Genomic DNA, 23,215 nt, shown 5'->3' with positions numbered 1-23,215 from the left:
GTTATCCTACAAACCGGCCGCGGTGCCCGGCCCGGTACGGCTCAGGCCAGGCACTGCGCCAGGCCCTGCTGGAAGATGTCCTGGGGCAGGTCGATGCCGATGAACACCATCTTGCTCTGGCGCTTCTCGTCCCCGGCCCATTGCGGCCCCAGGTCGCTGCCCATGAGCTGGTGCACGCCCTGGAAGATGACCTTGCGCTCGGTGCCCTTCATGTGCAGCACGCCCTTGTAGCGCAGCATGCGGGGGCCGTAGATGTTGACGATGGCACCCAGGAAATCCTCCAGTTTGGCCGGATCGAAGGGACGGTCGGCGCGGTAGACGAAGCTTTTCACGTCGTCGTCATGGTGGTGGTGGTGGCCGTGGCCCCCGTGCTGGTGCGAGGGATGGCTGCAGTGCTCGCCATGCTCGTGGTCATGGTCGTGGTGGTCGTGCCCGTGGTCATGGCCATGTCCGTGGTCGTCCTCGTCCTTCAGGAAATCGGGGTCGATGTCGAGCTTGGCGTTGAGGTTGAAGCCGCGCAGGTCCAGCACCTCCGAGACGGGCACTTCGCCGAAATGCACCGCTTTGATCGGGGCGCGCGGGTTCATGTGCTTGAGGCGGTGGATCAGCGCGTCGGTTTCCTCCCGGGACACCAGGTCGGTCTTGGACAGGAATATCTGGTCCGCGAAGCCCACCTGGCGGCGCGCCTCCTGCCGGTCGTTGAGCTGCTGGGCGGCGTGCTTGGCATCCACCAGGGTGATGATGGAGTCGATGAGGTAGGTCTCGGCGATCTCCTCGTCCATGAAGAAGGTCTGGGCCACCGGGCCGGGATCGGCCAGGCCGGTGGTCTCGATCACGATGCGGTCGAACTCCAGGAGCCCCTTGCGGCGCTTGGCGGCCAGCAGTTGGAGCGTCTCGCGCAGGTCCTCGCGGATCGTGCAGCAGATGCAGCCGTTGCTCATCTGCACGATCTGTTCCTTGGAATCCGTCACCAGGATGTCGTTGTCGATGTTCTCCTCGCCGAACTCGTTCTCGATGACGGCGATCTTCTGGCCGTGCGATTCGGTCAGCACGCGCTTGAGGAGAGTGGTCTTGCCCGAGCCCAGGAAGCCCGTGAGGATGGTGGTCGGAATGAGGGACATGATCGGCGAACGCTTTCGGAAGGTGGAGGGTGCCGGCGTGGCACCCCTTCCCAAAAGTTTAGCGAGGCTGTCAACACCCCCGGATTTCACGCGCCAAAGCCTGTCTTTTCCCCGGTTGGCGCGGCAGGAAATGCGCTACATTGATTTCCAGATTCCGACAGCCCTCCGAGCCGTTCCCCAGCCACTTTCCAGGCCATGGATTTCGACCTGACCGCCACGCTCCTGGATTCGCTGGGCATCGCCATGTGCGTGTTCGACGCCCAGGAACGTACCGTGCTGTGGAATCCATCGTTCCTCCGCTTCTTCCCGGAACACGAGGGCCACATCCATGCCGGCGAGCCCTACGCCGACAACCTGCGGCGCTTCTACCTGGGCCGCCTGCCGCCCGACGACCTGCCGCACATCGGCCGCTTCATCGCCGACGGCCTGGTGCGCAACCGCCTGCAGACGCGGCCCTATGTCTTCCAGCACCTCGGGCGCTGGCTGCGCGTGGCCGCGGTGCCGCTGCAGGGGGGCCATCGCATCCGCGTCTGGCAGCACGTGGCGCACGTGGACGACGGCCCGGACGCGCCGGCCGCGGAGAGACAGGCGGCGCTGCCGGCTTCCGGCACCCGTCAGATGCTGGAGGACCTGGGCGAAGCCGCGGCCGTGCTGGACGACGAAGGGCGCATCCTGTACGCCAACGACCTGTTCGTGATGATGCACGGGCTGCCCTCCAGGGAAGCGCTGGCGCAGCGAACCTACGTGCAGATCGTCCGGCAGCTCTGGGATGCGTCGCCCGATGCCCAGGAGCGGCTGCGGCGCGCCCAGGACGTGGCCGCGGCACTGCACGATGCGGCCTTCTTCGCGGGGGCCCCCTTCGAAGTGCCCCTGCCGGGCGGCCGCTGGATGCGCGTCACCATGAACCGCAGCGCCGGCGGGCAGAGCTACGCCCTGCACACGGACATCTCCGAAGTGAAGCGCAACGAAAGCGAGCTGCGCGCGGCCGAACTGCGTGCACGCGAGAGCGAGGAGCAGCTGCGCGTGCTGGCCGAGCAGCTGCGCACGGAAACGCGCCACGATGTGCTGACCGGCCTGCCCAACCGCCGCAGCCTCGGCGCGAAGGTCCAGGAGCTCTCGGCCCAGCCCGGCTCGCATGCGCTGCTGTTCATCGACCTGGACGGATTCAAGGCCGTGAACGACGAAGCCGGCCATGCGGCCGGCGACCACGTGCTCTGCCAGGTGGCGGTCCGGCTGCGCCGCTGCGTGCGCGGGGACGACGTGCTCGTGCGGCTGGGCGGCGACGAATTCGTGGTCCTCCTGCGGCACTGCACCCGGCATGGGGCGCGGGGCATCGCACTGCAGATCGTGGATGTCCTGCGCAGCGAGCCTTTCCACGCATCGGAACGCTCGTTCCGGATCGGCGCGAGCATCGGCGTGCGGCTGTTCGGCCACACGCACGAGCCGCTGGAAAATCTCATGGCCGACGCGGACGCCGCCTGCTACGCCGCCAAGCGCAGCGGCCGCGGCCGCGTCGAGATGGCCGGCGCCGACAGCGAGCCGCAGGCGCCTTTCACGCTCCCTTGCGCATCACCGCCAGCCCCTTGAGGTACTCCCCCTCGGGGAATTCCAGGGTCATGGGGTGGTCGGGAGCGCCGCCCAGGCGCTCCAGGATGTAGCCGTCCACCCCCGCATCGGCACCGGCCGACGCCACGATCTTGTGGAACAGGTCGGCACTGATGCCGCCAGAGCAGGAGAAGGTGTAGAGCAGCCCTCCGGGCGCCAGCAACTGCAGGCCCAGGCGGTTGATGTCCTTGTAGGCCCGCGCGGCACGCTCGGCATGCGCCGCCGTGGGGGCGAACTTCGGCGGATCGAGCACGATGGCATCGAAGCGCCGCCCCTCCTGCAGGAACCGCCGCAGGGAGGCGTTCACGTCGGCGTCGAGGAATTCCGTGCGCCCGGCATCGAAGCCGTTGAGGGCCGCATGCGAGCGCGCGCGCTCCAGCGCCGGTCCCGACGAATCGATGGAGGTGACCTGCGCGGCCCCGCCCGCGAGCGCCGCCACGGTGAAGCCGCCGGTGTAGCAGTAGCAGTTGAGCACCTGGCGCGCGCCGAGCCGCCGCACGGCCTCGGAAAACCGGTGGCGGCTGTCGCGCTGGTCGAGGTAGAAGCCGGTCTTGTGGCCTTCGGCGATGTCGAGCGTCAGGCGCCAGCCATGCTCCCGGATGGACAGCTCCGTGGGGCCTTCGCCGCGCAGCCATCCCGTCGCGGGCTCCAGGCCCTCCAGCTGGCGCACGCTGGCGTCGGAGCGCTCGTAGAGCTTCTGCAGGCCGGTGGCCTTCAGCAGGGCATCGGCGATCACGGCTTTACAGCGCTCGGTGCCGGCGCTGGTGAACTGCGCCACCAGCGTATCGCCGTAGCGGTCCACGATCAGGCCGGGCAGGCCGTCGGACTCTCCATGTACCAGGCGCACGCCGTCGCTCTCGATGGCGAAGCGTTCACGCGCCCGGACCGCACGGTCCACGGCCGCGGCGAAGAACGCGGGATCGATGCGCTGCGCCTCGTCGAAGCTCCAGGCACGGGCGCGGATGCGCGACGCGGGACTGAAGGCGGCCCAGGCCAGGAAGCGGCCTTCCGCCGATTCCACCCGCACGGTTTCGCCGCTGTCGCCACCGCCCTTGGCGATGGCGGACTCGAAGATCCAGGGATGGCGGCGCAGGAGGGAACGCTCCTTGCCAGGACGCAGGCGGATGGTTTTCATGGGCCGTATTGTCCGGGAGCCGCGGGGCGCCCGGGCCGGCGCCGCGACGGCTCAGCGGGCGCCAGGTTCCACCGCGGCCGCACGCGGCGCCGGGTAGAGCGCCACGAGGGCCAGATCCATGGTGGCGCCAGGCGGGCCCCGCCAGACCAGCCGCAGACGGTCGAACGACTCGGAATCCTGCGCGGAAGCCGCCGGCAGCGGTATGCGCCATCCCGCGCTCCGGTGCTCCCACTGCCGAACGGGGGTCTCGGCCACCAGCGGCTGCCAGGCGCCTCCTGCGGTCTGCACGTCCACCGCCAGCCTCAGGTCTTCGCCGCCGCCGTCGGCCTGCACGACCAGTGCGTCGAACGCGCCCGGGCGCATGGCCAGTTCGGCGGGCGATAAGGCGCCGGCACGGCCTGCGCCGTCCAGGACCAGGCGCAGCCCGTCCGGGGTGGCGGCCACCGGTGTTCCTGCGTCGGCCTGCCACCCATCCGTGTCATGGTGCCTTCCCGCTCCGAAGGTCCAGAGGCGTGCGCCGCGGGGAAGGTCATACCGGGACATCATGAAATGCTGGATGGCCTCTTCGAGCGGCGTACGGCGCAATGACGTGTAGCTGACATAGCCTTTCGTATTCGCCGCTTCGCCCGGGCTGCCGTTCCAGGCCATGGGAGAGACGAGGCGCGCCCCATAGTTGGAAATCTCCCTCAGCGAACGATAGGCCCGGTCATAGTTCGCCATGCGCCGGGGTGCGGTCAGGTCGGCCGTGTTGTATTCCACCGCGGCCCATTCCGGGCTGTAGCGGCGGAATTCGTCGAACAGCGAGCCCTTGCCTTCCATGGGGATCGAATTGGTGGCGCTGTCGCCATAGATGATCGCGCCCAGGCGCCCCTGCACCGGCGCCGAGCCCTCGATCGAGATACCCCCGGAATCGTAGCTTTTGGCCGGGCTGTCGAGGCGCACGGCAAAGGGTTCCATCAGGCCCGGGGGCATGAAGCCCTGCGCGGAATAGATGCGGCTGGCCGGCACGCCGGTCTGCGCCACCCACTGCGACAGCTCGTCGTAATGCAGCTTCACGAGATGGCGGCGGAATTGCTCCCAGGCCTGCGTCCAGGGCTCCTGCCAGAACGGGTGCGGCGCTTTCGGGAACCGGCGCGGAGGATCGACCTCTTCCCAGCTGGCGTGGTGCCGGCCCCTCATCCTGTCGATATCCGCCAGGGTCAACGGCTGGGGCCGCCGGTAGGCCCGGAGGTCCGGCACGCCGGGCCCGCCTTCGTTCGCGTAGGGCCCGCTGCCGCGCAGCCAGTCGCGGAACTGGCGCAAGGTCTGCGGGTTGTAGTCGTACCACTGCCGCCCCTCGAAGAAGGGGTTGATGTACACGTCCGGGTCCAGGCTGATGCCGATGAACAGGTCAGGGTGCTCGATGGCAAAGCGCTGGATCAATGCGGCGGCCTGCTGCAGGTTGCGCTTCTTGTAGAAGCGGGCCCGCTCTGCGAACACATTCAGGCTCAGGGCACGCCCCAGCTCCGGAGACTCGAACGAGCCGGGCTGCCCCTCGATCGCCGAGTCGGGCATCACCCCATTCCTGTCGTTCCACTGGCAGAGCGTCTCGTCCTGCTCCAGCACATCGTTGATGTCCCACTGGGGCGCGTCGCACGGGGCATCGGCCCAGATCCCGCCGTTGAGCGTGAACAGGACGGGCATCTTCTTCTCGATGGCGTACCGCATCACGCCGTGGAGGCCGTCTTCCGCGATGAGCCGCTTGCCGCATTTCTTGTCCGGGACGAAATCCGGGTCGAACGCATAGTCCCCCGGTGCGCCGGTGGTGGTGCGCATGTAGAGGATCTGGACGCGGATCCCGGCCTTGACGGTGCGGCTCTCATAGGGAGCGTAGGTTTCACGGATGCCGTCGGCACCCCCTCCCTCCACATGGCTCGTGGCCATGGGAAAAAAGAACACGTCGTCGGCATCCACGCTCCGCCCGGGCCTGAAATCACCCCAGCGGGTGTTATAGGCCTGGGGGAAAAACGATTGCCTCAGCAGCGTCGTCTTCCCGCCCTTCCGATCGACGACCACGACTTCCAGGTCCGTCTGCCGATCGATGTCGCCCATGGGAAGCTTGCCGTCGAAACCGGCCGTCGGGGCGCCGCGCATGCCCGGATGGGCCCGGTAGACATCCAGGCGGAGCAGTCCGTAGGGGATCACCAGGGGCTGCCCATTGACATGGACCTCCAGGTTCCGGATGCCGTCCGGGCTGATCGCCCACCCCTGGATGCGCAGCGATCCATCAGAAACACGTTGCAACGAATCCACATGGCCGAACGCACGACCCGACCTGGCATCCGGGGAGGGAACGACCTGTCTTTCCTTCAGCTTCGCTGCGGCCCATTGGCTACCCGCCACGCCGAAGCAGGACAACAGCATGACCGCCAGGCCGACGCCCAGCCACCACCGCAAGCCTGCCCGGGACGGCGCGGTCTTCTTTGATTCAGTCATGCAACATGCGCACCGGGGCGCATCCGTGGTTGTCGTGAGGTGCGCATTTTCCGCGGTTTCGGGCCATCCGCCGACCATTCGCTTACATGAAATCCACGAAGAACGTGGCTTCCATGCGCAAGAAATTGTGCGATGAAGAAGATTTGAGGATTGTTGAGAAAGCCGGTGCCGGGCTTTCCTAGGATCCGTGCCTGCAGGCCCCGAAAAGGCCCGCCAAGAAAAGATCCACATCCACTACCGAGGGAAATCCCATGCACTACCTACACCGGCTCAAGGTCTCGACGCGTCTCGGCTGGCTCCTGGCCACCCTCTGCCTGCTGGCCGCGGGGGTCGGCGCCGCCGGCCTGATGGGCATGGGCCACTCCAATGCCGGCCTGGTTTCCGTCTACCACGACCGGGTCGTGCCGCTGCAGCAGATCAAGCGGGTGGCCGACGCCTACGCGGTGAACATCGTGGACACCGCCCACAAGGTGCGCGACGGTGCGCTGACGCCGCAGCAGGGCCTGGAGTCGGTCGAAGCGGCGCGCAAGGAGGTGCGGGAGCAGTGGGCCGCCTACCTGGCGACCGGCATGCATGTCGAGGAGCGCCGGCTGCTCTCGGAATTCGGGCCGCTGCAGGCGCGCGCCGACGCCGCCGTGCAGGCCCTGGAGGCGCTGCTGCGCGCCGGTGACATCCCCGGCCTGACGGCATTCGCCGCCCGCGAGATGTATCCGGCGCTCGACCCGCTGCAGGCGGTGCTCGCGGCCCTCACGCAGGTGCAGCTGGACACGGCGCGCAGCACTTACGAGGCGGCCGAGATCCAGTACGCCGGCACCCGCTCGGGCGTCATCGCGGCGGTGCTGGCGGGCATGGTGTTCGCCATCGGCTTCGGCGCACTGGTGGTGCGCGGCATCCTGCGGGAGCTGGGCGCAGAACCCGGCGCGGCCGCGGCCGTGGCGCGCAGCGTGGCTCAGGGCGACCTCACCATCGAGATTCCCGCGCGCCAGGGCGATACGGCGAGCCTGATGGCCCAGCTGCGGAGCATGCGCGACCAGCTCGCCGCCATGGTGGCGGCCATCCACGAGAGCGCCGAGAGCGTTTCCTCCGCCGCGCTGCAGATCGCCCAGGGCAACAGCGACCTCTCGGCGCGCACCGAAGGCCAGGCGGGTGCGCTGCAGCAGACGGCGGCCTCCATGGAGCAACTGAACGGCACCGTGCGGCAGAACGCGGGCAATGCGCTGGAGGCCGACCGCGTGGCGCAGGCCGCGTCGCGCGTCGCTGCCCAGGGCGGCGCGGTGGTGACCGAAGTGGTGGGCACCATGCAGCAGATCCAGGACAGCAGCCGGCGCATCGCGGACATCACCGGCATCATCGACAGCATCGCCTTCCAGACCAACCTGCTCGCGCTCAACGCCGCGGTGGAAGCGGCCCGCGCGGGCGAGCAGGGCCGGGGCTTCGCCGTGGTGGCGGGGGAAGTGCGCCGTCTCGCCCAGCGCGCGGGCCAGGCGGCCGGCGAGATCAAGGGCCTGGTCGGCACCAGCATGGACCGCGTGGCCGCGGGCACCGAGCTGGTGGGCCGCGCCGGCCAGACCATGGCAAGCGTGGTGCAGTCGATCCAGGGGCTGTCGCAGTTGGTGGGGGAAATCACCGCCGCCAGCCAGGAGCAGAGCCAGGGCGTGGACCAGATCAACGACGCGGTGAACGACATGGACCGCTCCACCCAGCACAACGCGGCGCTGGTCGAGGAGATGGCCGCCGCCGCCGCGGCCCTGAGCCAGCGCGCGCGGGAGCTGGTCGGCACCGTGGCCAGCTTCCGGCTGCCGGTCGAACGGCTCGCCCTGGCCGGCGCGGCGCTGCCGCCGGCTTCCGCCCCCCGGGCGCTGCTGCAGCACGGGTGAGCCAACAGGGAGGCTGCCTCAGGGCGCGGGCACCCACCGCTGCCGCAGCCAGGCCGCGACGGCCGCGGCCGCGGGGTCCCGCAGGAAGGCGTGGCGGAACAGCACGCTGCCGTGGATGCCGGGCGTGGATTCGTTGAGGTCGATCTGGCGGCGGATTTCCGGCACGCCGCCCTCCACGCCCCAGTCGGGCTCCTGGGCCGTGGGCCGCCCCGCCTTGTAGAGCGCCATGCCGATGTGGACCTGCACGCCGGGCGAGGCCAGCGCGACGTCCGCCCACCAGCGCGCGATGGTGCCGTAGCCCACCGCCTGCCGCGCGAAAGGCCAGTACACCTGGGGCACGATGTCGTCCACCAGGCCATCGAGCACCCACTGGCGCGTATCGGCGAAGGCCGCGTCGTAGCTGGGAGCGCCGGCCTGCGTGTCCGAGCCGCGCGGATCGTCGGCCCGGTTGCGCCAGACGCCCGCGGGGCTGACCGCGAAGCGCACCCCGGGGCTGGTGGCGCGCAACTGCTCCGACAACCCCTGCACCAGCAGCCGGGTGCTGTCGCGGCGCCAGTCGCCCTTGTCCGCGAACCCACCGCCGTAGGTGGCGAAGGTCTGCGTGTCGTCCAGGGGCGAATCGGCGGTCTCGTAATAGAAATAGTCGTCGAAGTGGATGGCATCGACGGCATAGCGCGACGTGATCTCGGCCACCACGCTGCCCAGCCACGCCCGCACCTCGGGCAGCCCCGGGTCGAGCACGAAGCGCCGTGCGGCCGTGCGGATCCAGCCGGGCCGGGTGCGGTAGATGCTGGGCGGGCCGTCGGCGGGCGTGCTGCCCAGCATGCGCACGGTGTCCGCGCCCACGTCCATCGACACGCGGTACGGATTGAGCCAGGCGTGCAACTCCAGCCCCCGCGCATGCGCCTGCTCCACGGCGAAGGCCAGCGGGTCGAAGCCGGGATGCCGGCCCAGCGTGCCGGTCAGGTAGGGCGACCAGGGCAGGAGGTCGGATGCGTAAAACGCATCCGCGCACGGCTTGGCCTGGAAGATCACCGCGGTGAGGCCGGTGGCCACCGCCTCGTCGAGGATGCGCAGCAGCTCCGCCTGCTGCACGGCGGCGCGCTGCGCATCGTCGGTGATCCGGACGGACTCCGCGGAAGGCCAGTCCAGGTTCAGGACCGTGGAGACCCAGCTGGCCCGCAGGGGCCGGGCCCGCGTGAAAGACGGCTCCGGGCCGGCCGCGCCAGCGCGGGCCCCTCCGCCACAGCCTTCCAGCAGGAGCGGCGCCGCCAGCAGGGACGACAGTCCGGCCGCCTGGGCGAACAGGCGCCGGCGGCGCGGATCAAAAGGGGATCGTAGTGGCGTGGCGAGGTGGCGGGGCATGGGACGATATTCTGCAGCGCGGAAAACCTGCGCCACGAAAGCCCCCGCCGTCAGCCGCCGGGCTTGCGGCGCGCCCGCGGATGGGCGGCGTCGTACACCTTGGCGAGGTGCTGGAAATCCAGGCGCGTATAGACCTGGGTGGTGGTGATGTTGGCGTGGCCCAGGAGCTCCTGCACCGCCCGCAGGTCGCCGCTGGACTGCAGCAGGTGGCTGGCGAAGGAGTGCCGCAGCATGTGCGGATGCACGGGGGTGGAGAGACCCGCGAGCTGGCTGCGCTGCCGCAGGCGCGACCAGATGGACTGCCCCGTGAGCCGCGCCCCGCGGCGCCCCAGGAAGAGCGCGGCATCCGCCCGGCCGGACGCCGCGCCGCCGAAGGGCTGCAGCCGCACCTCCAGCCAGGTGCGCAGGGCCGCCAGCGCGGCCGATCCGACCGGCACGCTGCGCCGCTTCGACCCCTTGCCGAAGACGTGCGCCTCGGCGGCATCGAGATCGATCCAGCCCCGGCCCTGGCGCTGCGTATCGGGCCCGGGCACGGCGTCCAGGCCCGCCAGTTCCCCCACGCGCAGGCCGCAGCCGTAGAGCAGTTCGACCATCGCCGCATCGCGGGCCTCCAGCCACGGGTCGCTGCCCGAGGAGCCCTCGAACTCCGCCAGCTGCACCGCATCGTCCACGCCCAGCGCCTTGGGCAGCGGCTTGGGCGCGCGCGGGGCGCGCACGCCCTGCACGGGGTTGTGGGGCACGAGGCCCTGCCGCGCCGCCCAGGTGAAGAAGCCGCGCCAGCCCGACAGGATCAGCGCGATGCCCCGCCCGCCGCGCCCGCCCGCGTGCATCTGCGCGACGAAGCGGCGGATGTGCGCGGTCTGCAGTCGCAGCAGCGGCACGCCCGCGTCGCGCGCGCTGGCGGCCAGCCTGGCCAGATCGAGCGTATAGAGCGTGACGGTGCGCTGCGCCAGGCGCTTTTCCACGCGCACGTGCTCCAGGTAGCGCAGCACGTCGGGATCGGTGGGCGCGACCGGCTGCACGGCATCCGCCATGGCCGGATCAGCGCAGACGCGAGAGCGCCGAGCTGGCCAGTTCGGCCATGCGCACGAGGAAGTCGGTGCCCAGGTCGGCCCCGAAGCGCTGCGCATCGGGCGAACCCAGCACCAGCAGGCCAAAGGCCGGCGCATCGCCATCGAGCGCCCCCTGGCGCAACGGCAGCAGGGCGATCGACTGCACCGTGGCCGGTTCGGGCAGCCAGCCCGCGGGCTCGAAGCCGAGGTTGGGCCCGCAGAACGGCTGCGTGAGCGAGGTGGCGAACGAGCGCGCATCGGCGCTCGCGCCCTGCGCGAAGGCGGCGCCTGCGTACGGGCCGGCCACGTCCCAGAGGCGCAACGCCGCCTGCGGCACGTCGAACAGCCGGCGGATGCCCTGCTCCACCACGCCCGGCAGCAGCGCCGGGTCGCCGGCCTGCGCCAGCTCGCGCGTCCACTGGTGGATCTTCTGCGCGATGGCGGTGTTCTCGTGGCTGTGGCGCACCATTTCCATGATGCGCTGCTCCAGGCCCTTGATCTTCTCGCGCAGCATCTCGGCCTGCCGCTCCTGCAGGCTGACGGCGCGCTGCCCGTGGGGGCTGGTGAGGACCACGCCGGTCAGCAGTTCGGCATGGCGCTCGAAGAAGCCCGGGGTGTTGGCGAGGAATTCGGCGATGTCTTCTTCCGTGATGGGAGGCACGGCCTGGGCGGGGGTATGCGGATGGGTCATGGTGCGTCGGGAATGTCGATCTGGCCTTCGAAGACGGTGGTCGCCGGGCCGGTCATGAAGACGGACTCGGACGGGTCGCCGCTCCAGGCGATGGTGAGCAGGCCGCCGCGCGTGCGGACATCGACGCGCGCGTCCAGCAGGCCCAGGCGGATGCCCGCGGCCACGGCGGCGCAGGCGCCCGTGCCGCAGGCCAGGGTTTCGCCGGCGCCGCGTTCGTACACGCGCAGGCGCACGCGGGCCCGGTCCTCGATCTGCAGGTAGCCCGCGTTCACGCGCTGCGGAAAGCGCGCGTGGCTCTCGATGAGCGGACCGGTGCGCGCCACCGGCGCCGCGTCCACGTCATCGACCAGCTGGACGGCATGCGGGTTGCCCATGGAGACCACCGCCACATCGACCACCTGCGCATCGGCGCCAGCGCCGAGGGCCAGCGGCCAGGTCTGCCCCGCCCCACGGGCCGCGGGGGCGAGGCCGGAGGCGTCGAAAGGCACCTCGGCGGGAGCGAAGCGCGGGCGGCCCATGTCCACGGTGACGCGGCCGTCCGGCGTCAGGCGCGGGGCGATCACGCCGGACAGGGTCTGCACGCGGATGGTGTCCCGGTCGGTGAGGCCCTTGTCGCGCACATAGCGGGCGAAGCAGCGCGCACCATTGCCGCACTGCTCGACCTCGCCGCCGTCGGCGTTGTGGATGACGTATTCGAAATCGATGCCGTCGGCCGGCGACGGGCGCACGGTGAGGATCTGGTCGGCCCCCACGCCGAAGTGGCGGTCGGCGAGGAAGCGGTACTGCGCGGGCGTGAGGCCCAGGCGCCCCTGCGTTTCGTCGAGCACGACGAAATCGTTGCCGGCACCCTGCATTTTGGTGAAGCGGATCTGCATCCGCAGGATTATCGTTGCCCGGCGGGCATAGCATGGCCCCTCGCCGGCAGGGGCCGGCCGGGCGCGCGATGATGGCGGCATCCATCCCTTACGCCCCCGAGGAGTTCCGATGACCGACAACGTGCTCGCCGCCTTCCCCATCACCCGCAAATGGCCCGCCCGCCATCCCGACCGGCTGCAGCTCTATTCGCTGCCCACGCCCAACGGCGTGAAGGCGTCCATCCTGCTGGAGGAAACCGGCCTGCCCTACGAGGCGCACCTCGTGCGCTTCGACCAGGACGACCAGACCTCGCCCGAATTCCTCTCGCTCAATCCCAACAACAAGATCCCGGCCATCCTGGACCCCGACGGCCCGGGCGGCCAGCCCCTGGCGCTGTTCGAGTCCGGCGCCATCCTGGTCTATCTGGCCGACAAGACGGGCCGTTTCCTGGCCCCCGCGGGCGCGCAGCGCTATGCCGCGCTGCAGTGGCTGATGTGGCAGATGGGCGGGGTCGGGCCGATGTTCGGCCAGCTCGGCTTCTTCCACAAATTCGCCGGCAAGGACTACGAGGACAAGCGCCCGCGCGACCGCTACGTGGCCGAGAGCCGCCGCCTGCTGGGCGTGCTGGACCGGCACCTGGCCGACGGCCGTGCCTGGATGGCGGGCGAGGACTACACCATCGCCGACATCGCGGTGTTCCCGTGGGTGCGCAACCTCGTGGGCTTCTACGAGGCGGGCGAACTGGTGGAGTTCGACCGGTTCACCCACGTGCGCCGGGTGCTGGATGCCTTCGCGGCCCGGCCCGCGGTGGCGCGCGGGCTGGAGATTCCCGCGAGGAACCCGGCCTGACGGTCTCTTGCGCCGGGGCCCTGTCCGTGGCTCACAGCCCCATCGCGAGTCCGGCGAGCCCCGCGGCGAGGATGACGGGGATGACGCCCACGCGCCAGCGCATCAGCGCCACGGCCGATGCCGCCCCGATGAGCAGCATGCGCATATCGGGGCCCGCGTGCAGGCCCTGCGGCCAGAACACGTGCAGGGCGAAGATCACCGCCAGGTTCGCGATTACCCCGACCACGGCCGCCGCGATGCCCGCCAGCGGCGCCGCGAGCCGGAGGTTGCCGCGCGTGGACCCGATGAACGGCCCGCACGGCAGCATGAAGACGAAGGACGGCAGGAAGGTGAAGAACGTCACCACCATGATGAGCGGCCCCGGCGTGGTTTCGCCCAGCGCCAGGCCGTCCATCATCTGCGCCGGGGTGATCCACTGGAAGTGCTCGACCGCGCCCTGGTACACATAAGGCAGCACCGCGCACTGGGCATTCCCGAGGGGGCGGCGGTGGCCGCCGCGGCACCGAACGCCTCCGGGCGCAGCCCGCCGCCGCCGCGGCCGCCACGATGGCGGGGAACGGCACATCGAAGGCGAAGAGCGCGACGAACGCCGCGATGGCGATGGACCACAGCCAGCCGCTGCGCAGCGACCGCCCCCGATCCGCAGGGCCGCCTGCGCCACGATGCCCGTCACGGCCGGCTGGATGCCGTGGAAGACACCCGCCACCGCGGGCGCATCGCCGTGCGCCATGTACAGCCAGGCCAGGGCCACCAGGATGAACAGCGAGGGCAGCACGAAGAGCACGCCCGCCAGGATGCCGCCCCACGTGCGGTGCAGCAGCCAGCCGAGGTAGGTGGCGAGCTGCTGCGCCCCGGGCCCGGGCAGCAGCATGCAGCAGTTCAGCGCATGCAGGAAGCGCTTTTCGGAGATCCAGCGGCGCCGGTCCACCAGTTCGTCGTGCATGGGCGCGATCTGCCCGGCCGGCCCGCCGAAACCGATGAAGCCGGGCTTCAGCCAGAAGCGCAGGGCCTCCGGCAGGGACACGGCGGACGGATGGACGCCTTCGGCGGCGGGAGATGGCATGGAGACCATCGCGAAAGAGATACGTGATTTTCGGCGGGTTCCGCGGCGAAAGGGCCCGGAACGGGCCCCGCCGCTACTCCTCCGACGAGAAACCCGAGGCGGCGACCACCGGCGCCCAGCGGTCGCGCTCCTGGGCGAGCTGGCGGGCGTATTCCTCGGGCGATCCCGACGCGGGCTCGAAACCCAGCTTGGCCAGCGCCTCCACGACCGCGGGCTCGCGCACGGCCTGGCGGGCAGCCTCGGCCCAGCGCTCGGCCACCGCAGCGGGGGCGCGGGCGGGCAGGTAGAGCCCATAGCTCTCCACGCCCTGGATGCCCGCGAAGCCCTGCTCGGCAAAGGTGGGCACGTCGGGCAGGAAGCGCGATCGCTCCCTGTCGCTCACCGCGAGCACGCGCACGCGGCCCGTGGGCACGTGCGGAAGGCAGTCGCCCACGCTGAAGCAGCCCGAGGCCACCTGCCCGCCCATGAGGTCCTGCAGGCCGGGCGCCGCGCCGCGGTAGGGCACGTGCGTGAGGGAGATGCCCGCGGCGCGCGCGAACTGGTTGCCCAGGAAGTGCGGCATGGCGCCCGCAGCGGGGGACGCATAGCCCTCGGGCTGGGGCCGGCCCCTGGCCCACTCCGCGAACTGCCCGAGCGTCTTCACCGAATCGGGCACCTTCGGGCCCACCATGAAGCCGCAGGTGGACAGCGCCACCGGCGCCACGGCAATGAAATCCGTGGCGGGCCTGTACTGCAGCCGCTTGTACACGTGCGGATAGATGGTGAGCATGGACGAAGGGCTGAGCACCACGGTGAGCCCGTCGGGCGGCGCGTCCTTCAGCGCCGCGAGCGCGATGCGCCCGCCCGCGCCGGCGCGGGACTCGACCAGCGTGGTCATGCCGCTGCGCGCGCGCCAGCTCTCGGCCAGGCGGCGCGCCACCACATCCACCGAGCCTCCCGCGGGAAACCCCACCAGGATGCGCTGCACGCTTTGCTGTGCCGCCGCGGGCCCGGCGCCGCCGAAACACAGCGCGGCCAGGGCCAGGCCGGCGTCGCGCCGGCGCATGCCCTGCGGCGCGGGATGGGGGGCGGAGCCCCGCGGAAAGGAAAAGGTCATGGTGGGTGTCTCCTTGGAATGGTTCGGATCGTGCCGGACTGCGTCGCCCGTACCGGCGGGGGCCTATCTTCACTCGGGGCCGGGGGCGACGCGGGCCAGCCGCTCCAGCAGCGGGTGCAGGGCCTTGCCGCCGGACCCCAGGGATGCGACCAGCGCGTCGTCGTGCGCGCGCACGCGGGCCGACAGCGCCTCCAACGCGGCACGGCCCTGCGGCGTGGGATGGAGCAGCCAGGAGCGCCGGTCCTGCGGATCGGCCTCGCGGCGCACCCAGTCCTGGGCGTGCAGCCAGTCCACCAGGCGCATGCCGCCGCTGCGGTGCAGGCCCATCGCCTCGGCCAGCAGCCCCTGGCGCAGGCCCGGATTGCCCACCACCAGCACCAGGGCGGCGAACCGCTGCGGGCTGACGTCGTCGCCCACGGCGCGCTGGAAATCGAGGTAGAGCGCGTTCTGCGCCCGGCGCAGCGCATAGCCCATGAGCTGGTCCAGCACGCCGTAGCGCAGCCCCGGAAGCGGCTGCAGCGAGCCTTCGGGTGCATCGGGCGCGCGGGCGGCCGCGGTGGGGCGTGCGCCGGGACCGCGGGTTTCTTCGGAGCGCCGGTTTTGTTGCATGACGCAACAATAGGCGGCCGCTTTGACCCGCGTCAAGCGGCATTACCCGGAGAACGCACCGCCATGACTTCGCCCTCCCCCGCCCCCTCCCAGGCCACGCCGCGACCGCTGGACATCGTGATCGCCGGCGGCGGCATCGGCGGCCTCGCCGCCGCGCTCGCCCTCCGTGCCCAGGGGCACCGCGTCACGGTGTGCGAAGCCGCGGCGCGGCCCCAGCCGCTGGGCGTGGGCATCAACCTGCTGCCGCATGCGGTGGAGGTGCTGGACAGCCTGGGCCTGCTGCCCGCGCTGGACGCCATGGCCGTGCGCACGCGCGCCCTGGTGTTCGCCAACCGGCACGGCCAGCCGATCTACGAAGACCTGCGCGGCACCGAGGCGGGCTACAGCCATCCGCAGTACAGCGTGCACCGCGGCGAGCTGCAGATGCTGCTGTGGAACACCTGCCTGCAGCGCCTGGGCGAAGACCGGGTGCGCGCCGGCACCCGCGTTACCGGCTGTACGGAGGAGGCTGACGGCCATGTGCTGGCACACGCCGAGCTCGCTGCCGGCGACACCGCCACGCTGCGCTGCGACCTGCTGGTCGGGGCGGACGGCATCCATTCGGCGCTGCGGCGCCAGTTCCATCCCGATGAAGGCGCGCCCCGCTGGAACGGCATGATGATGTGGCGCGGCACCACCTGGGCCCGCCCGTTCATGGACGGCCGCACCATGGTGCAGGCCGGCCACCGCCGCGCGAAATTCGTCGTCTACCCCATCGCCCCGCCGCGCGAGGACGGCCTGCAGCTGGTCAACTGGGTGGCCGACCGCCGGCTGCGCGAGGATGGCTTCGGCGGCGGCCTCACGGCCCCGGGCCGCGAGGACTGGAGCCGGCCGGGCTCGGTGGACGACCTGCTGCCCACCTTCGGCACCTGGCGCTTCGGCTTCGTGGACGTGCCGGGCCTGATCGCGCAGGCCACGCAGATCCTCGAATGGCCCATGGTGGACCGCGACCCGCTGCCGCGCTGGCGCCAGGGCCGCGGCGTGACGCTGCTGGGCGACGCGGCCCACCCCATGTACCCCATCGGCTCCAACGGCGCGACCCAGGCGTTGCTGGACGCGCGCGCCATCGCCGATGCGCTGGCTGCCCGCCCGCACGACCTGCCGGCCGCCCTCGACGCCTACGAGGACGGGCGCCGGCCCATGACCGCGCGCATCGTGGAGCTCAACCGCGCGGAAGGCCTGGACGCCATCCTCGACATGGTGGAAGAGCGCGCGCCCGATGGTTTCGAGCGCATCGGCGACGTGCTCGATCCCGCGCTGCTGGCCGACTGGGTGCGCACCTACAAGACCGCGGCGGGCCACCGCCAGTCGGAGCCGGCGGTGGCCGCGGCCTGAACCGGGGCCCGCCAGGGCACGGGCGGGAAGCCCCCTCTGCCGGCGGGCAGGGGACGCTGCCGATAATCCCCGGATGCCCCGCCTTTCCCAACAACTCCATCCCCACCGCGAGCCTGCCGCCACGCGCGCGGCCGCCACCGTGCTGCTGCTGCGCGACGCGCCCGGCGGCGGCCTCGAAGTGCTCATGACGCGGCGCTCGCCGCAGGCCAGCTTCGCGCCGGGGGCCTACGTCTTTCCCGGCGGCGCGATCGACCCGCAGGACGCCGAGCCCGCCACCCATTCGCAGGCCGACCGGCGCCCGGCGCAGACGCAGGACCGCGTCACCCAGGCCGTCGCCGCCATCCGCGAAAGCTTCGAGGAACTGGGCGTGCTGCTCGCGCGGCGCCCGGACGGCCACTTCGCTACCGAAGAAGACATCGCCGCGCTCGACCGCGGCGCGCCCTTCATCGCGCAGTGCGCCGCGCGCGGCCTGCGCCTGGCCGCCGATGCGGTCTTCCTGCTCGCGCACTGGACGGCCGACCGCGACCTGCCCAGGCGCTTCGACGTGCCGTTCCTGGTCGCGCGCATGCCGCAGGGGCAGGAGCCCGTGGCCGACGAGACCGAGCAGTTCGAGCCCGTGTGGGTGCGCCCGCGGGACGCGCTGGACCGGCATGCGGCAGGCCAGTTCTTCATGATCTTCCCGACCATCCGCACGCTGGAGCGCCTGGCGGAATTCGCCGGCGCCGATGCGGTGCTCGCCGCCGTGGCCCACGAACAGCCGCTGTGGACCAGTTGCCCGCGCGCCGGCCTGCTCGCAGGCCGCGAGGCACGCTACATGGAGCACGAAGCACCCTATGGCGAGCTGGCCCTGGTCTGCCCCGACGGGCAGATCGTGCACCCGCTCGACTGGCAGCCCGAGCGGTCCGTGCCGCTGCTGCGCAACCTGCAGCGGCTCACCGCGGCCAACCCCGGCGCCATGACCGGCCCGGGCACCAACAGCTACCTGGTGGGCGATCCGTCCACCGGCTACATCGCCATCGACCCCGGCCCGGCCGACGAGGCGCATCTCGAACGGCTCTGGCATGCGGCGGGCGGCGACATCCGCGCCATCGTGTGCACGCACTCCCATGCCGACCACGCACCGGGCGCCGCGCCGCTGGCCGCACGCGTGGCCGCGGCCGGCCGCCCGCGCCCGCCCGTGCTGGGCCTGCCCTCCGCCCCCACGGCGCGCGCGGCCAGCCGGTTCACGCCCGACCGGGCATTGGCCGATGGGGAGCGGATCACCTTGAGCGGCCGGCAGCTGGAAGGCGACGTCACCCACACCCTCGAAGTGGTCCACACCCCGGGCCACGCCGCGAACCACCTGTGCCTGCTGCTGCACGAGGACGGCCTGCTATTCAGCGGCGACCACATCCTCAACGGCAGCACCACCGCGATCGATCCGCCGGACGGCAACATGGACGACTACCTCGCCTCGCTCGACCGTCTGGACGCGCTGTGCGAACGCCACGGCGTGGAATTCATCCTGCCGGCCCACGGCCATGCGATCGCCGGTGCGCGCGAGGCCATCGCCCGGCTGAAGGCGCACCGGCTCGCACGCGAGGCCAAAGTGCTCGCGGCCATGCAGGCCCTGCCGGACGGCAGCATGGACGACTGGGTGCGCCACGCCTATGCCGACGTGCCCGAGCGGCTGTGGCCCGTGGCGCAGCGCTCCCTGCTCGCCCATGTGGAGCGCCTGCGCGCGCTGGAGGCCGGCCATGCATGATCTTTCCCACAATGACACCGGCGCCGGCGAAGCCGGACACATCCGCCTGTCGAAGCGCGTCGCCGAGATGCGCGGCTGCTCCCGCCGCGAAGCCGAGTGGCTCATCGAAGGCGGCTGGGTGCAGGTGGACGGCCGGATGACCGAGGCGCCGGGAGCCCGTGTCCGCCCGGACCAGGACGTCGTGGTGGCGCAGAACGCGAAGGCCGAGGAAGCGCCGCCCGTCACCCTCCTGCTGCACAAGCCCGCCGGCTGGGAAGCCGGCATCGGCCAGGGCCCCGCCGGCGATCCGCGCCAGGCGCGCAGCGGCGGGGCACCCGACGCCGGCACGCTGCTGGAGCCCGGCCACCGGTACGTGGGCGACAGCCCGCCCGTGCGGGTGCTGCAGCGGCATTTCCGGCAGCAGGAGTGCTTCACGCCGCTGGCCGACGCGGCCAGCGGGCTCGTGGTCTATACGCAGGACCGCCGCATGGCGCGCCGCCTGGCCGAAGACATCGAGCTGCTCGAGCAGGAATGCATCGCCTCCGTGGAAGGGCGTATTGCCGAAGGCGGGCTCGAGCGCCTCTGTCGGGGCCTGGAGTTCAACGGCCGGCCCCTGCCGCCCGCCAGGGTGAGCTGGCAGAGCGAGACGCGGCTGCGCTTCGCGCTCAAGGGCATCCGCCCCGGGCAGATCCCCGCGATGTGCGAGGCCGTGGGCCTGCAGGTGACGGCGCTCAAGCGGCTGCGCATCGGCCGCGTCTCGCTCGCCAGGGTGCCCGAAGGCCAGTGGCGCTACCTGCTGCCCTGGGAGCGCTTCTGATCCTCGCGCCGCCGCGATAAACTGCCGGGCTCTTCGAGGGAGGCATATCCATGGATCAGCGCGTCGAGCCCCACGTGGCACGCATGGCGTCATCGTTCACGTCGCACGGCATCGAGCCGCATCCGCTGGAGTTCACCGGCAGCGGCGGCGAATACTTCCGCGTCTGGATCGTCAACGTGCTGCTGGGCATCCTGACGCTGGGCCTCTATACCCCCTGGGCGCGCCGCCGCACCGTGCAGTACTTCTACGGCCACACGCTGGTGGCCGGCAGCCCGCTCGAATTCACCGCGCAGCAGCGCCGCATGGTGTTCGGCTTCGTCGTGCTGCTGGTGCTCACCGCCGCTTACCAGATCGCCGTGCGCACCGGGCAGGACACCGCCGTGGGCCTCTTCATCCTCGCGGGCGCGGCGCTCGCGCCGCTCATCTGGGGCAGCGCCATGCGCTTTCGCCTCGGCAACACGCGCTGGCGCGGGCTGCGGCTGCAGTTCACCGCTGGCTGGCGGCAGGTCTATGCGGCGAGCTGGCCCGTGTTCGCCATCGCCGCCCTGTGGCTGGCCGCGTTCTACGGGCTGCAGGCGCTGGCGCCGGAACCCGTGGCCGGCGCCTCGGGCCGCAGGCTCCCGCAGGTCACCGGCGCGATGTGGGGGCTGCTCGCACTGACGCTCGTGCTCACCGTGCTGTGCGCCATCCGGCTCGAATACAACTACCGCAGCATCCTGGTGCTCCATTCGCGCCTGGGCACCGAGCCCGGCCGCTGGAAGCCGGTGTACATGGATTTCGTGAAGGTGTGGCTGGCCACCGTGGGCGTGTTCCTGCTCACCGTGGCGGGGATGAGCGCCATCGTGGGCGCCGCCTTCGGCGGGTCGCTGGCGCTGCTGTCCGGCAAGATGCAGCACATGGGGATCTGGCTGGCCATGCTCTTCATCGTGGGCATCGTGTTCTTCGGCTTCCTGGCGCTGCTGGTCTCGGCGCCGGCGCGCGCCTACCGCGAGGCACGCCTGTTCCAGATCACCTGGAACCAGATCGGCGTGAGCCACGTGGCGCGCTTCAAATGCCACCTGCGCGCGCGCCGCTTCGTCGGCCTGCGCATCCGCAACCTGTTGCTCACCCTGCTCACGCTGGGCTTCTACCGCCCGTTCGCCCGCGTGAACGAATACCGCATGAAGCTCGAATCCGTGACGCTGCACGTCAAGGGCGGCGTGGACCAGTTGGCAGGGCAGCTGCAGCGGCAACAGCAGAGCGGCGTGGGCGACGCCCTGGCCGACGCCGCGGGCCTGGACCTGATCGGCTGAACGGCGCCCACCCGCCATGACCTCCGCCGCACCGCCGCCTCCGCGGGCAGATTCCGGGCATGCCGCCCCGGGGGCCGGAACGCCCTCCGGCACGGCCCCGCAGCCCGTGCCCGCGCGCTGGTTCGACGGGCGCAGCAGCCAGGGCCGCGCCGTGCTCGCGGCCATCGCCCCCGGCCTGCGCGGCCCGGAACTCATGCTGCACCCCGTGGGCGCCGGGGGCGGTAACCCCGAGCACTTCGCGCACGATGCGGTGGACTGGCCCGAGGCCTGGAACCCGCGCCGCCCTCCCCCGCGGCTGGCGGTGGACCTGGGCGAGCGCGGCAGCCTGGAAATCGCGGGCGATGGCATTGCGCGCTGGCACGCCGCGCTGCAGGCGGCCGGCCACCGCGCCGGCATCGCCCAGCGCATGCAGACCCGCCGGGGCATGCTGGCGGCCGTGCTGCTCGCCTCCGTGCTGGTGCTGGCGCTCTTCTACCGCTATGGCACGCCCTGGCTGGCCACCCAGCTCACCCGGGCCGTGCCCCCGGGATGGGAGACCTCCCTCGCGCGGGAAACGCTGGAGCGCATGGACGGCGACCTGCTGCGCCCCTCGCGCCTCGCGCCCGAGCGCCAGCAGCAGCTGCGCGCCCGCTTCGACACGCTCGTGCAGGGCATGCCATCGGCGCCGCAGCGCTATGCGGGCTACGCACCCGCGCTGCGCCTGGAGTTCCGGCGCGGCATGGGCGCCAACGCCTTCGCCCTGCCGGGCGGCACCGTCGTCATCACCGACGGCCTTGCGGAAACCGCGTCCCGCCAGGGCCTGGGCGACGATGCCGTGGCCGGCGTGCTCGCGCACGAGATCGGCCACGTCGTGTACCGCCACACCACGCGCACCGTGGTCGAGCAGGGCGTGCTCAACATCGGCCTGGGCCTGGCGCTGGGGGATGTCTCCAGCCTGCTGTCCACCGGCGGCGCCCTCGTCACCGGCCTGGCCTACAGCCGCGCCCACGAGCGCGAGGCCGACTGCTACGCCCTCGCGCTCATGGGCCATGCGCGCCTGCCCACCGCGCCCATGGCCGACCTGCTGCTGGCCATCGCGCAGGAGCAGCGGGAGGCGCCGCCCCGCGGCAAGGCGCCCGCAGGCGATCGCACGAAGGATGGCCGCGAGGAACAAGACGATGCGGATGGAGCCGCGGGCCAGCGCGGCGAAGGCGGCACGGCCGCGAAGCCTCCCGAAGCCCCGGGCAGCAACCCGGCTGCGCGCGAGACGCCCGAAGCGCCCCCGCGCAAGGGAAGCGGCGACAGCGTGTGGATGGGCCTGCTCGCCACCCACCCCGGCACGGAACAGCGCGCCGCGGAACTGCGCGCCGGCCATGCGCCGCACTGCGCGCGGCCTTGAAATGAAGTGCGGTGAAAGATGCGGGTGCCGCCAGGGATGCGGCGGCGCCTGCAGGACGCAGGCGCACGGAAAAACAAAAGTGTGAAGCGCGCCGATAAGCCGGATTCTGTGCATGCGGTTGCCCGCATGTGACCGCCATTACTCTGGGCCGGGGGTCGCCCACCCGGCTCGATGCTACCTACCCGCCAGCTCCGCGGAACCACGTCAACGCTGGCCTACTTGGTATTGCTGCGCGTAGAGATTGCCCGTTTCACCCCGGCTGGTCTGCCTTGCGGCACTCCTTCCGGACTCGTCTCTGTTGCTCTGATCCTCACCTCGCGGTGGACAGCCGTTAGCTGCTACGCCGTCCTGTGCAGTCCGGACGTTCCTCCAGTGCGGCCTTTCGGCACGTGCACCAGCGGCGGTCTGGCGCGCTTCACGGGAGGATTATCGCCGAGAGGAGGGGCAAGAGGGCGCCCCCGGTTCCACGCGGGCGAAATGGACGTCCACCAGTTCCTGGTCCGCCTCCATCCCACGCCCCAGCTGTACACCGGCTGCGCCACCGCGTGGAAGAGCCCGTAGCTCAGCCCCGGGTTCTCCACCATGCCGGCTGGCTCAGCCGGCTATGGCTTTCCGTGGCCGCGAACCAGCTCCAGATCACGGCGGTAAGCAGATCGTCGCTCAGGCGCTCGCCCGTCAGGCCTTCCACGCTGCCGGCCTGCAGCAGCCCCTTGGGAGCCTCTCACAACCCCATGTTTGATGAATCCGAATAGGCACGAGTGGGCGCCAGCCGTTTTGAATGCTTGATGAGGCCCTGGGCGGTCTGCGCCTCGTGCATGAAGGGCCTTGCAGGCCCGGT

General features: G+C 71.4%; 18 protein-coding genes, 1 other RNA gene and 1 pseudogene. 8 read left to right on the top strand and 12 right to left on the bottom strand.

Annotated elements, in window-relative coordinates; translation table 11 throughout:
• Nucleotides 1-41: 41 nt before the first annotated feature.
• The gene (locus BLR05_RS16310) at nt 42-1,121 is read right to left on the bottom strand and encodes a CobW family GTP-binding protein (protein ID WP_092836066.1); all 1,080 of its coding nucleotides are present in this window, start codon (nt 1,119-1,121) and stop codon (nt 42-44) included.
• A gap of 195 nt (nt 1,122-1,316) precedes the next feature.
• Between BLR05_RS16310 and BLR05_RS16305 the strand changes: the two genes are divergently transcribed.
• The gene (locus BLR05_RS16305) at nt 1,317-2,708 is read left to right on the top strand and encodes a diguanylate cyclase domain-containing protein (protein ID WP_092836064.1); all 1,392 of its coding nucleotides are present in this window, start codon (nt 1,317-1,319) and stop codon (nt 2,706-2,708) included.
• Here BLR05_RS16305 and BLR05_RS16300 read toward each other — a convergent pair.
• Together BLR05_RS16300 and BLR05_RS16295 are read right to left on the bottom strand one after the other, a co-directional pair.
• On the bottom strand, nt 2,674-3,861 hold the full coding sequence (locus BLR05_RS16300) for a class I SAM-dependent rRNA methyltransferase (protein ID WP_092836062.1): 1,188 nt from the start codon (nt 3,859-3,861) through the stop codon (nt 2,674-2,676). The genes BLR05_RS16305 and BLR05_RS16300 overlap by 35 nt on opposite strands.
• Before the next feature lie 51 nt (nt 3,862-3,912).
• Nucleotides 3,913-6,153 carry a hypothetical protein gene (locus BLR05_RS16295; protein ID WP_244160118.1) on the bottom strand — a complete coding sequence of 747 codons (2,241 nt, stop codon included), beginning with the start codon at nt 6,151-6,153 and terminating at the stop codon, nt 3,913-3,915.
• A 434-nt stretch (nt 6,154-6,587) separates the two neighbouring features.
• Here BLR05_RS16295 and BLR05_RS16290 point away from each other — a divergent pair, with 434 nt between their 5' ends.
• The gene (locus BLR05_RS16290) at nt 6,588-8,213 is read left to right on the top strand and encodes a methyl-accepting chemotaxis protein (RefSeq protein WP_092836058.1); all 1,626 of its coding nucleotides are present in this window, start codon (nt 6,588-6,590) and stop codon (nt 8,211-8,213) included.
• Between the two features lie 18 nt (nt 8,214-8,231).
• On the opposite strand, the gene BLR05_RS16285 is transcribed toward BLR05_RS16290, so the two are convergent.
• The 4 genes from BLR05_RS16285 to dapF are packed head-to-tail and all read right to left on the bottom strand — an operon-like array spanning nt 8,232 to nt 12,196.
• The gene (locus BLR05_RS16285; RefSeq protein ID WP_092836056.1) at nt 8,232-9,578 is read right to left on the bottom strand and encodes a glycoside hydrolase family 10-like protein; all 1,347 of its coding nucleotides are present in this window, start codon (nt 9,576-9,578) and stop codon (nt 8,232-8,234) included.
• Nucleotides 9,579-9,628: 50 nt separating this feature from the next.
• Nucleotides 9,629-10,612, bottom strand: coding sequence for a tyrosine recombinase XerC (locus tag BLR05_RS16280; protein ID WP_092836054.1), 984 nt, complete (start codon nt 10,610-10,612; stop codon nt 9,629-9,631).
• Nucleotides 10,613-10,619: 7 nt separating this feature from the next.
• Nucleotides 10,620-11,321: a DUF484 family protein gene (locus BLR05_RS16275; RefSeq protein WP_092836052.1), complete on the bottom strand. Its 702-nt coding sequence runs from the start codon at nt 11,319-11,321 to the stop codon at nt 10,620-10,622.
• Complete coding sequence (gene dapF / locus BLR05_RS16270) at nt 11,318-12,196, bottom strand: diaminopimelate epimerase (protein ID WP_092836050.1); 879 nt, start codon at nt 12,194-12,196, stop codon at nt 11,318-11,320. The genes BLR05_RS16275 and dapF overlap by 4 nt, the downstream gene beginning before the upstream one ends.
• Nucleotides 12,197-12,305: 109 nt before the next feature.
• On the opposite strand from dapF, the gene BLR05_RS16265 reads away from it, so the two are divergent.
• Nucleotides 12,306-13,025: a glutathione S-transferase N-terminal domain-containing protein gene (locus BLR05_RS16265; protein ID WP_092836048.1), complete on the top strand. Its 720-nt coding sequence runs from the start codon at nt 12,306-12,308 to the stop codon at nt 13,023-13,025.
• Nucleotides 13,026-13,056: 31 nt separating this feature from the next.
• Here BLR05_RS16265 and BLR05_RS16260 read toward each other — a convergent pair.
• The 3 genes and pseudogenes from BLR05_RS16260 to BLR05_RS16250 form a co-directional block, all read right to left on the bottom strand.
• Nucleotides 13,057-14,088 (bottom strand): annotated as a pseudogene (locus BLR05_RS16260) (chromate transporter).
• Nucleotides 14,089-14,161: 73 nt separating this feature from the next.
• A complete protein-coding gene (locus tag BLR05_RS16255) occupies nt 14,162-15,184 on the bottom strand; it encodes a Bug family tripartite tricarboxylate transporter substrate binding protein (protein ID WP_092836046.1) in 1,023 nt (340 codons plus the stop codon).
• Between the two features lie 69 nt (nt 15,185-15,253).
• Entirely contained in the window at nt 15,254-15,793 is a 540-nt protein-coding gene (locus tag BLR05_RS16250; protein WP_092836044.1) for a MarR family winged helix-turn-helix transcriptional regulator, read from the bottom strand.
• Between the two features lie 63 nt (nt 15,794-15,856).
• Between BLR05_RS16250 and BLR05_RS16245 the strand changes: the two genes are divergently transcribed.
• From BLR05_RS16245 to BLR05_RS16225, 5 genes are all read left to right on the top strand, one after another.
• Nucleotides 15,857-17,167 carry a flavin-dependent oxidoreductase gene (locus BLR05_RS16245; protein ID WP_092836042.1) on the top strand — a complete coding sequence of 437 codons (1,311 nt, stop codon included), beginning with the start codon at nt 15,857-15,859 and terminating at the stop codon, nt 17,165-17,167.
• Between the two features lie 73 nt (nt 17,168-17,240).
• Nucleotides 17,241-18,911, top strand: a complete 1,671-nt coding sequence (locus BLR05_RS16240; protein ID WP_092836040.1) for an MBL fold metallo-hydrolase — start codon at nt 17,241-17,243, stop codon at nt 18,909-18,911.
• Complete coding sequence (locus BLR05_RS16235; protein ID WP_092836172.1) at nt 18,904-19,707, top strand: RNA pseudouridine synthase; 804 nt, start codon at nt 18,904-18,906, stop codon at nt 19,705-19,707. Before BLR05_RS16240 ends, BLR05_RS16235 begins: the two co-directional genes overlap by 8 nt.
• Before the next feature lie 50 nt (nt 19,708-19,757).
• Nucleotides 19,758-20,999, top strand: coding sequence for a YjgN family protein (locus BLR05_RS16230; RefSeq protein ID WP_092836038.1), 1,242 nt, complete (start codon nt 19,758-19,760; stop codon nt 20,997-20,999).
• Nucleotides 21,000-21,015: 16 nt separating this feature from the next.
• Entirely contained in the window at nt 21,016-22,377 is a 1,362-nt protein-coding gene (locus BLR05_RS16225; RefSeq protein WP_092836036.1) for a M48 family metallopeptidase, read from the top strand.
• Between the two features lie 79 nt (nt 22,378-22,456).
• On the opposite strand, the gene rnpB is transcribed toward BLR05_RS16225, so the two are convergent.
• Both rnpB and BLR05_RS27515 read right to left on the bottom strand, forming a co-directional pair.
• Nucleotides 22,457-22,794, bottom strand: an RNA gene (gene rnpB, locus BLR05_RS16220) — RNase P RNA component class A.
• Nucleotides 22,795-22,939: 145 nt separating this feature from the next.
• Nucleotides 22,940-23,065, bottom strand: a complete 126-nt coding sequence (locus tag BLR05_RS27515) for a hypothetical protein (protein ID WP_279616025.1) — start codon at nt 23,063-23,065, stop codon at nt 22,940-22,942.
• Between the last annotated feature and the right edge of the window lie 150 nt (nt 23,066-23,215).

Source organism: Paracidovorax cattleyae, assembly GCF_900104515.1.
Taxonomy (GTDB): Bacteria; Pseudomonadota; Gammaproteobacteria; order Burkholderiales; family Burkholderiaceae_C; genus Paracidovorax; species Paracidovorax cattleyae.
Note: the sequence above shows the minus strand (reverse complement) of the source record. Positions and strands in the feature narration are given on the sequence as shown.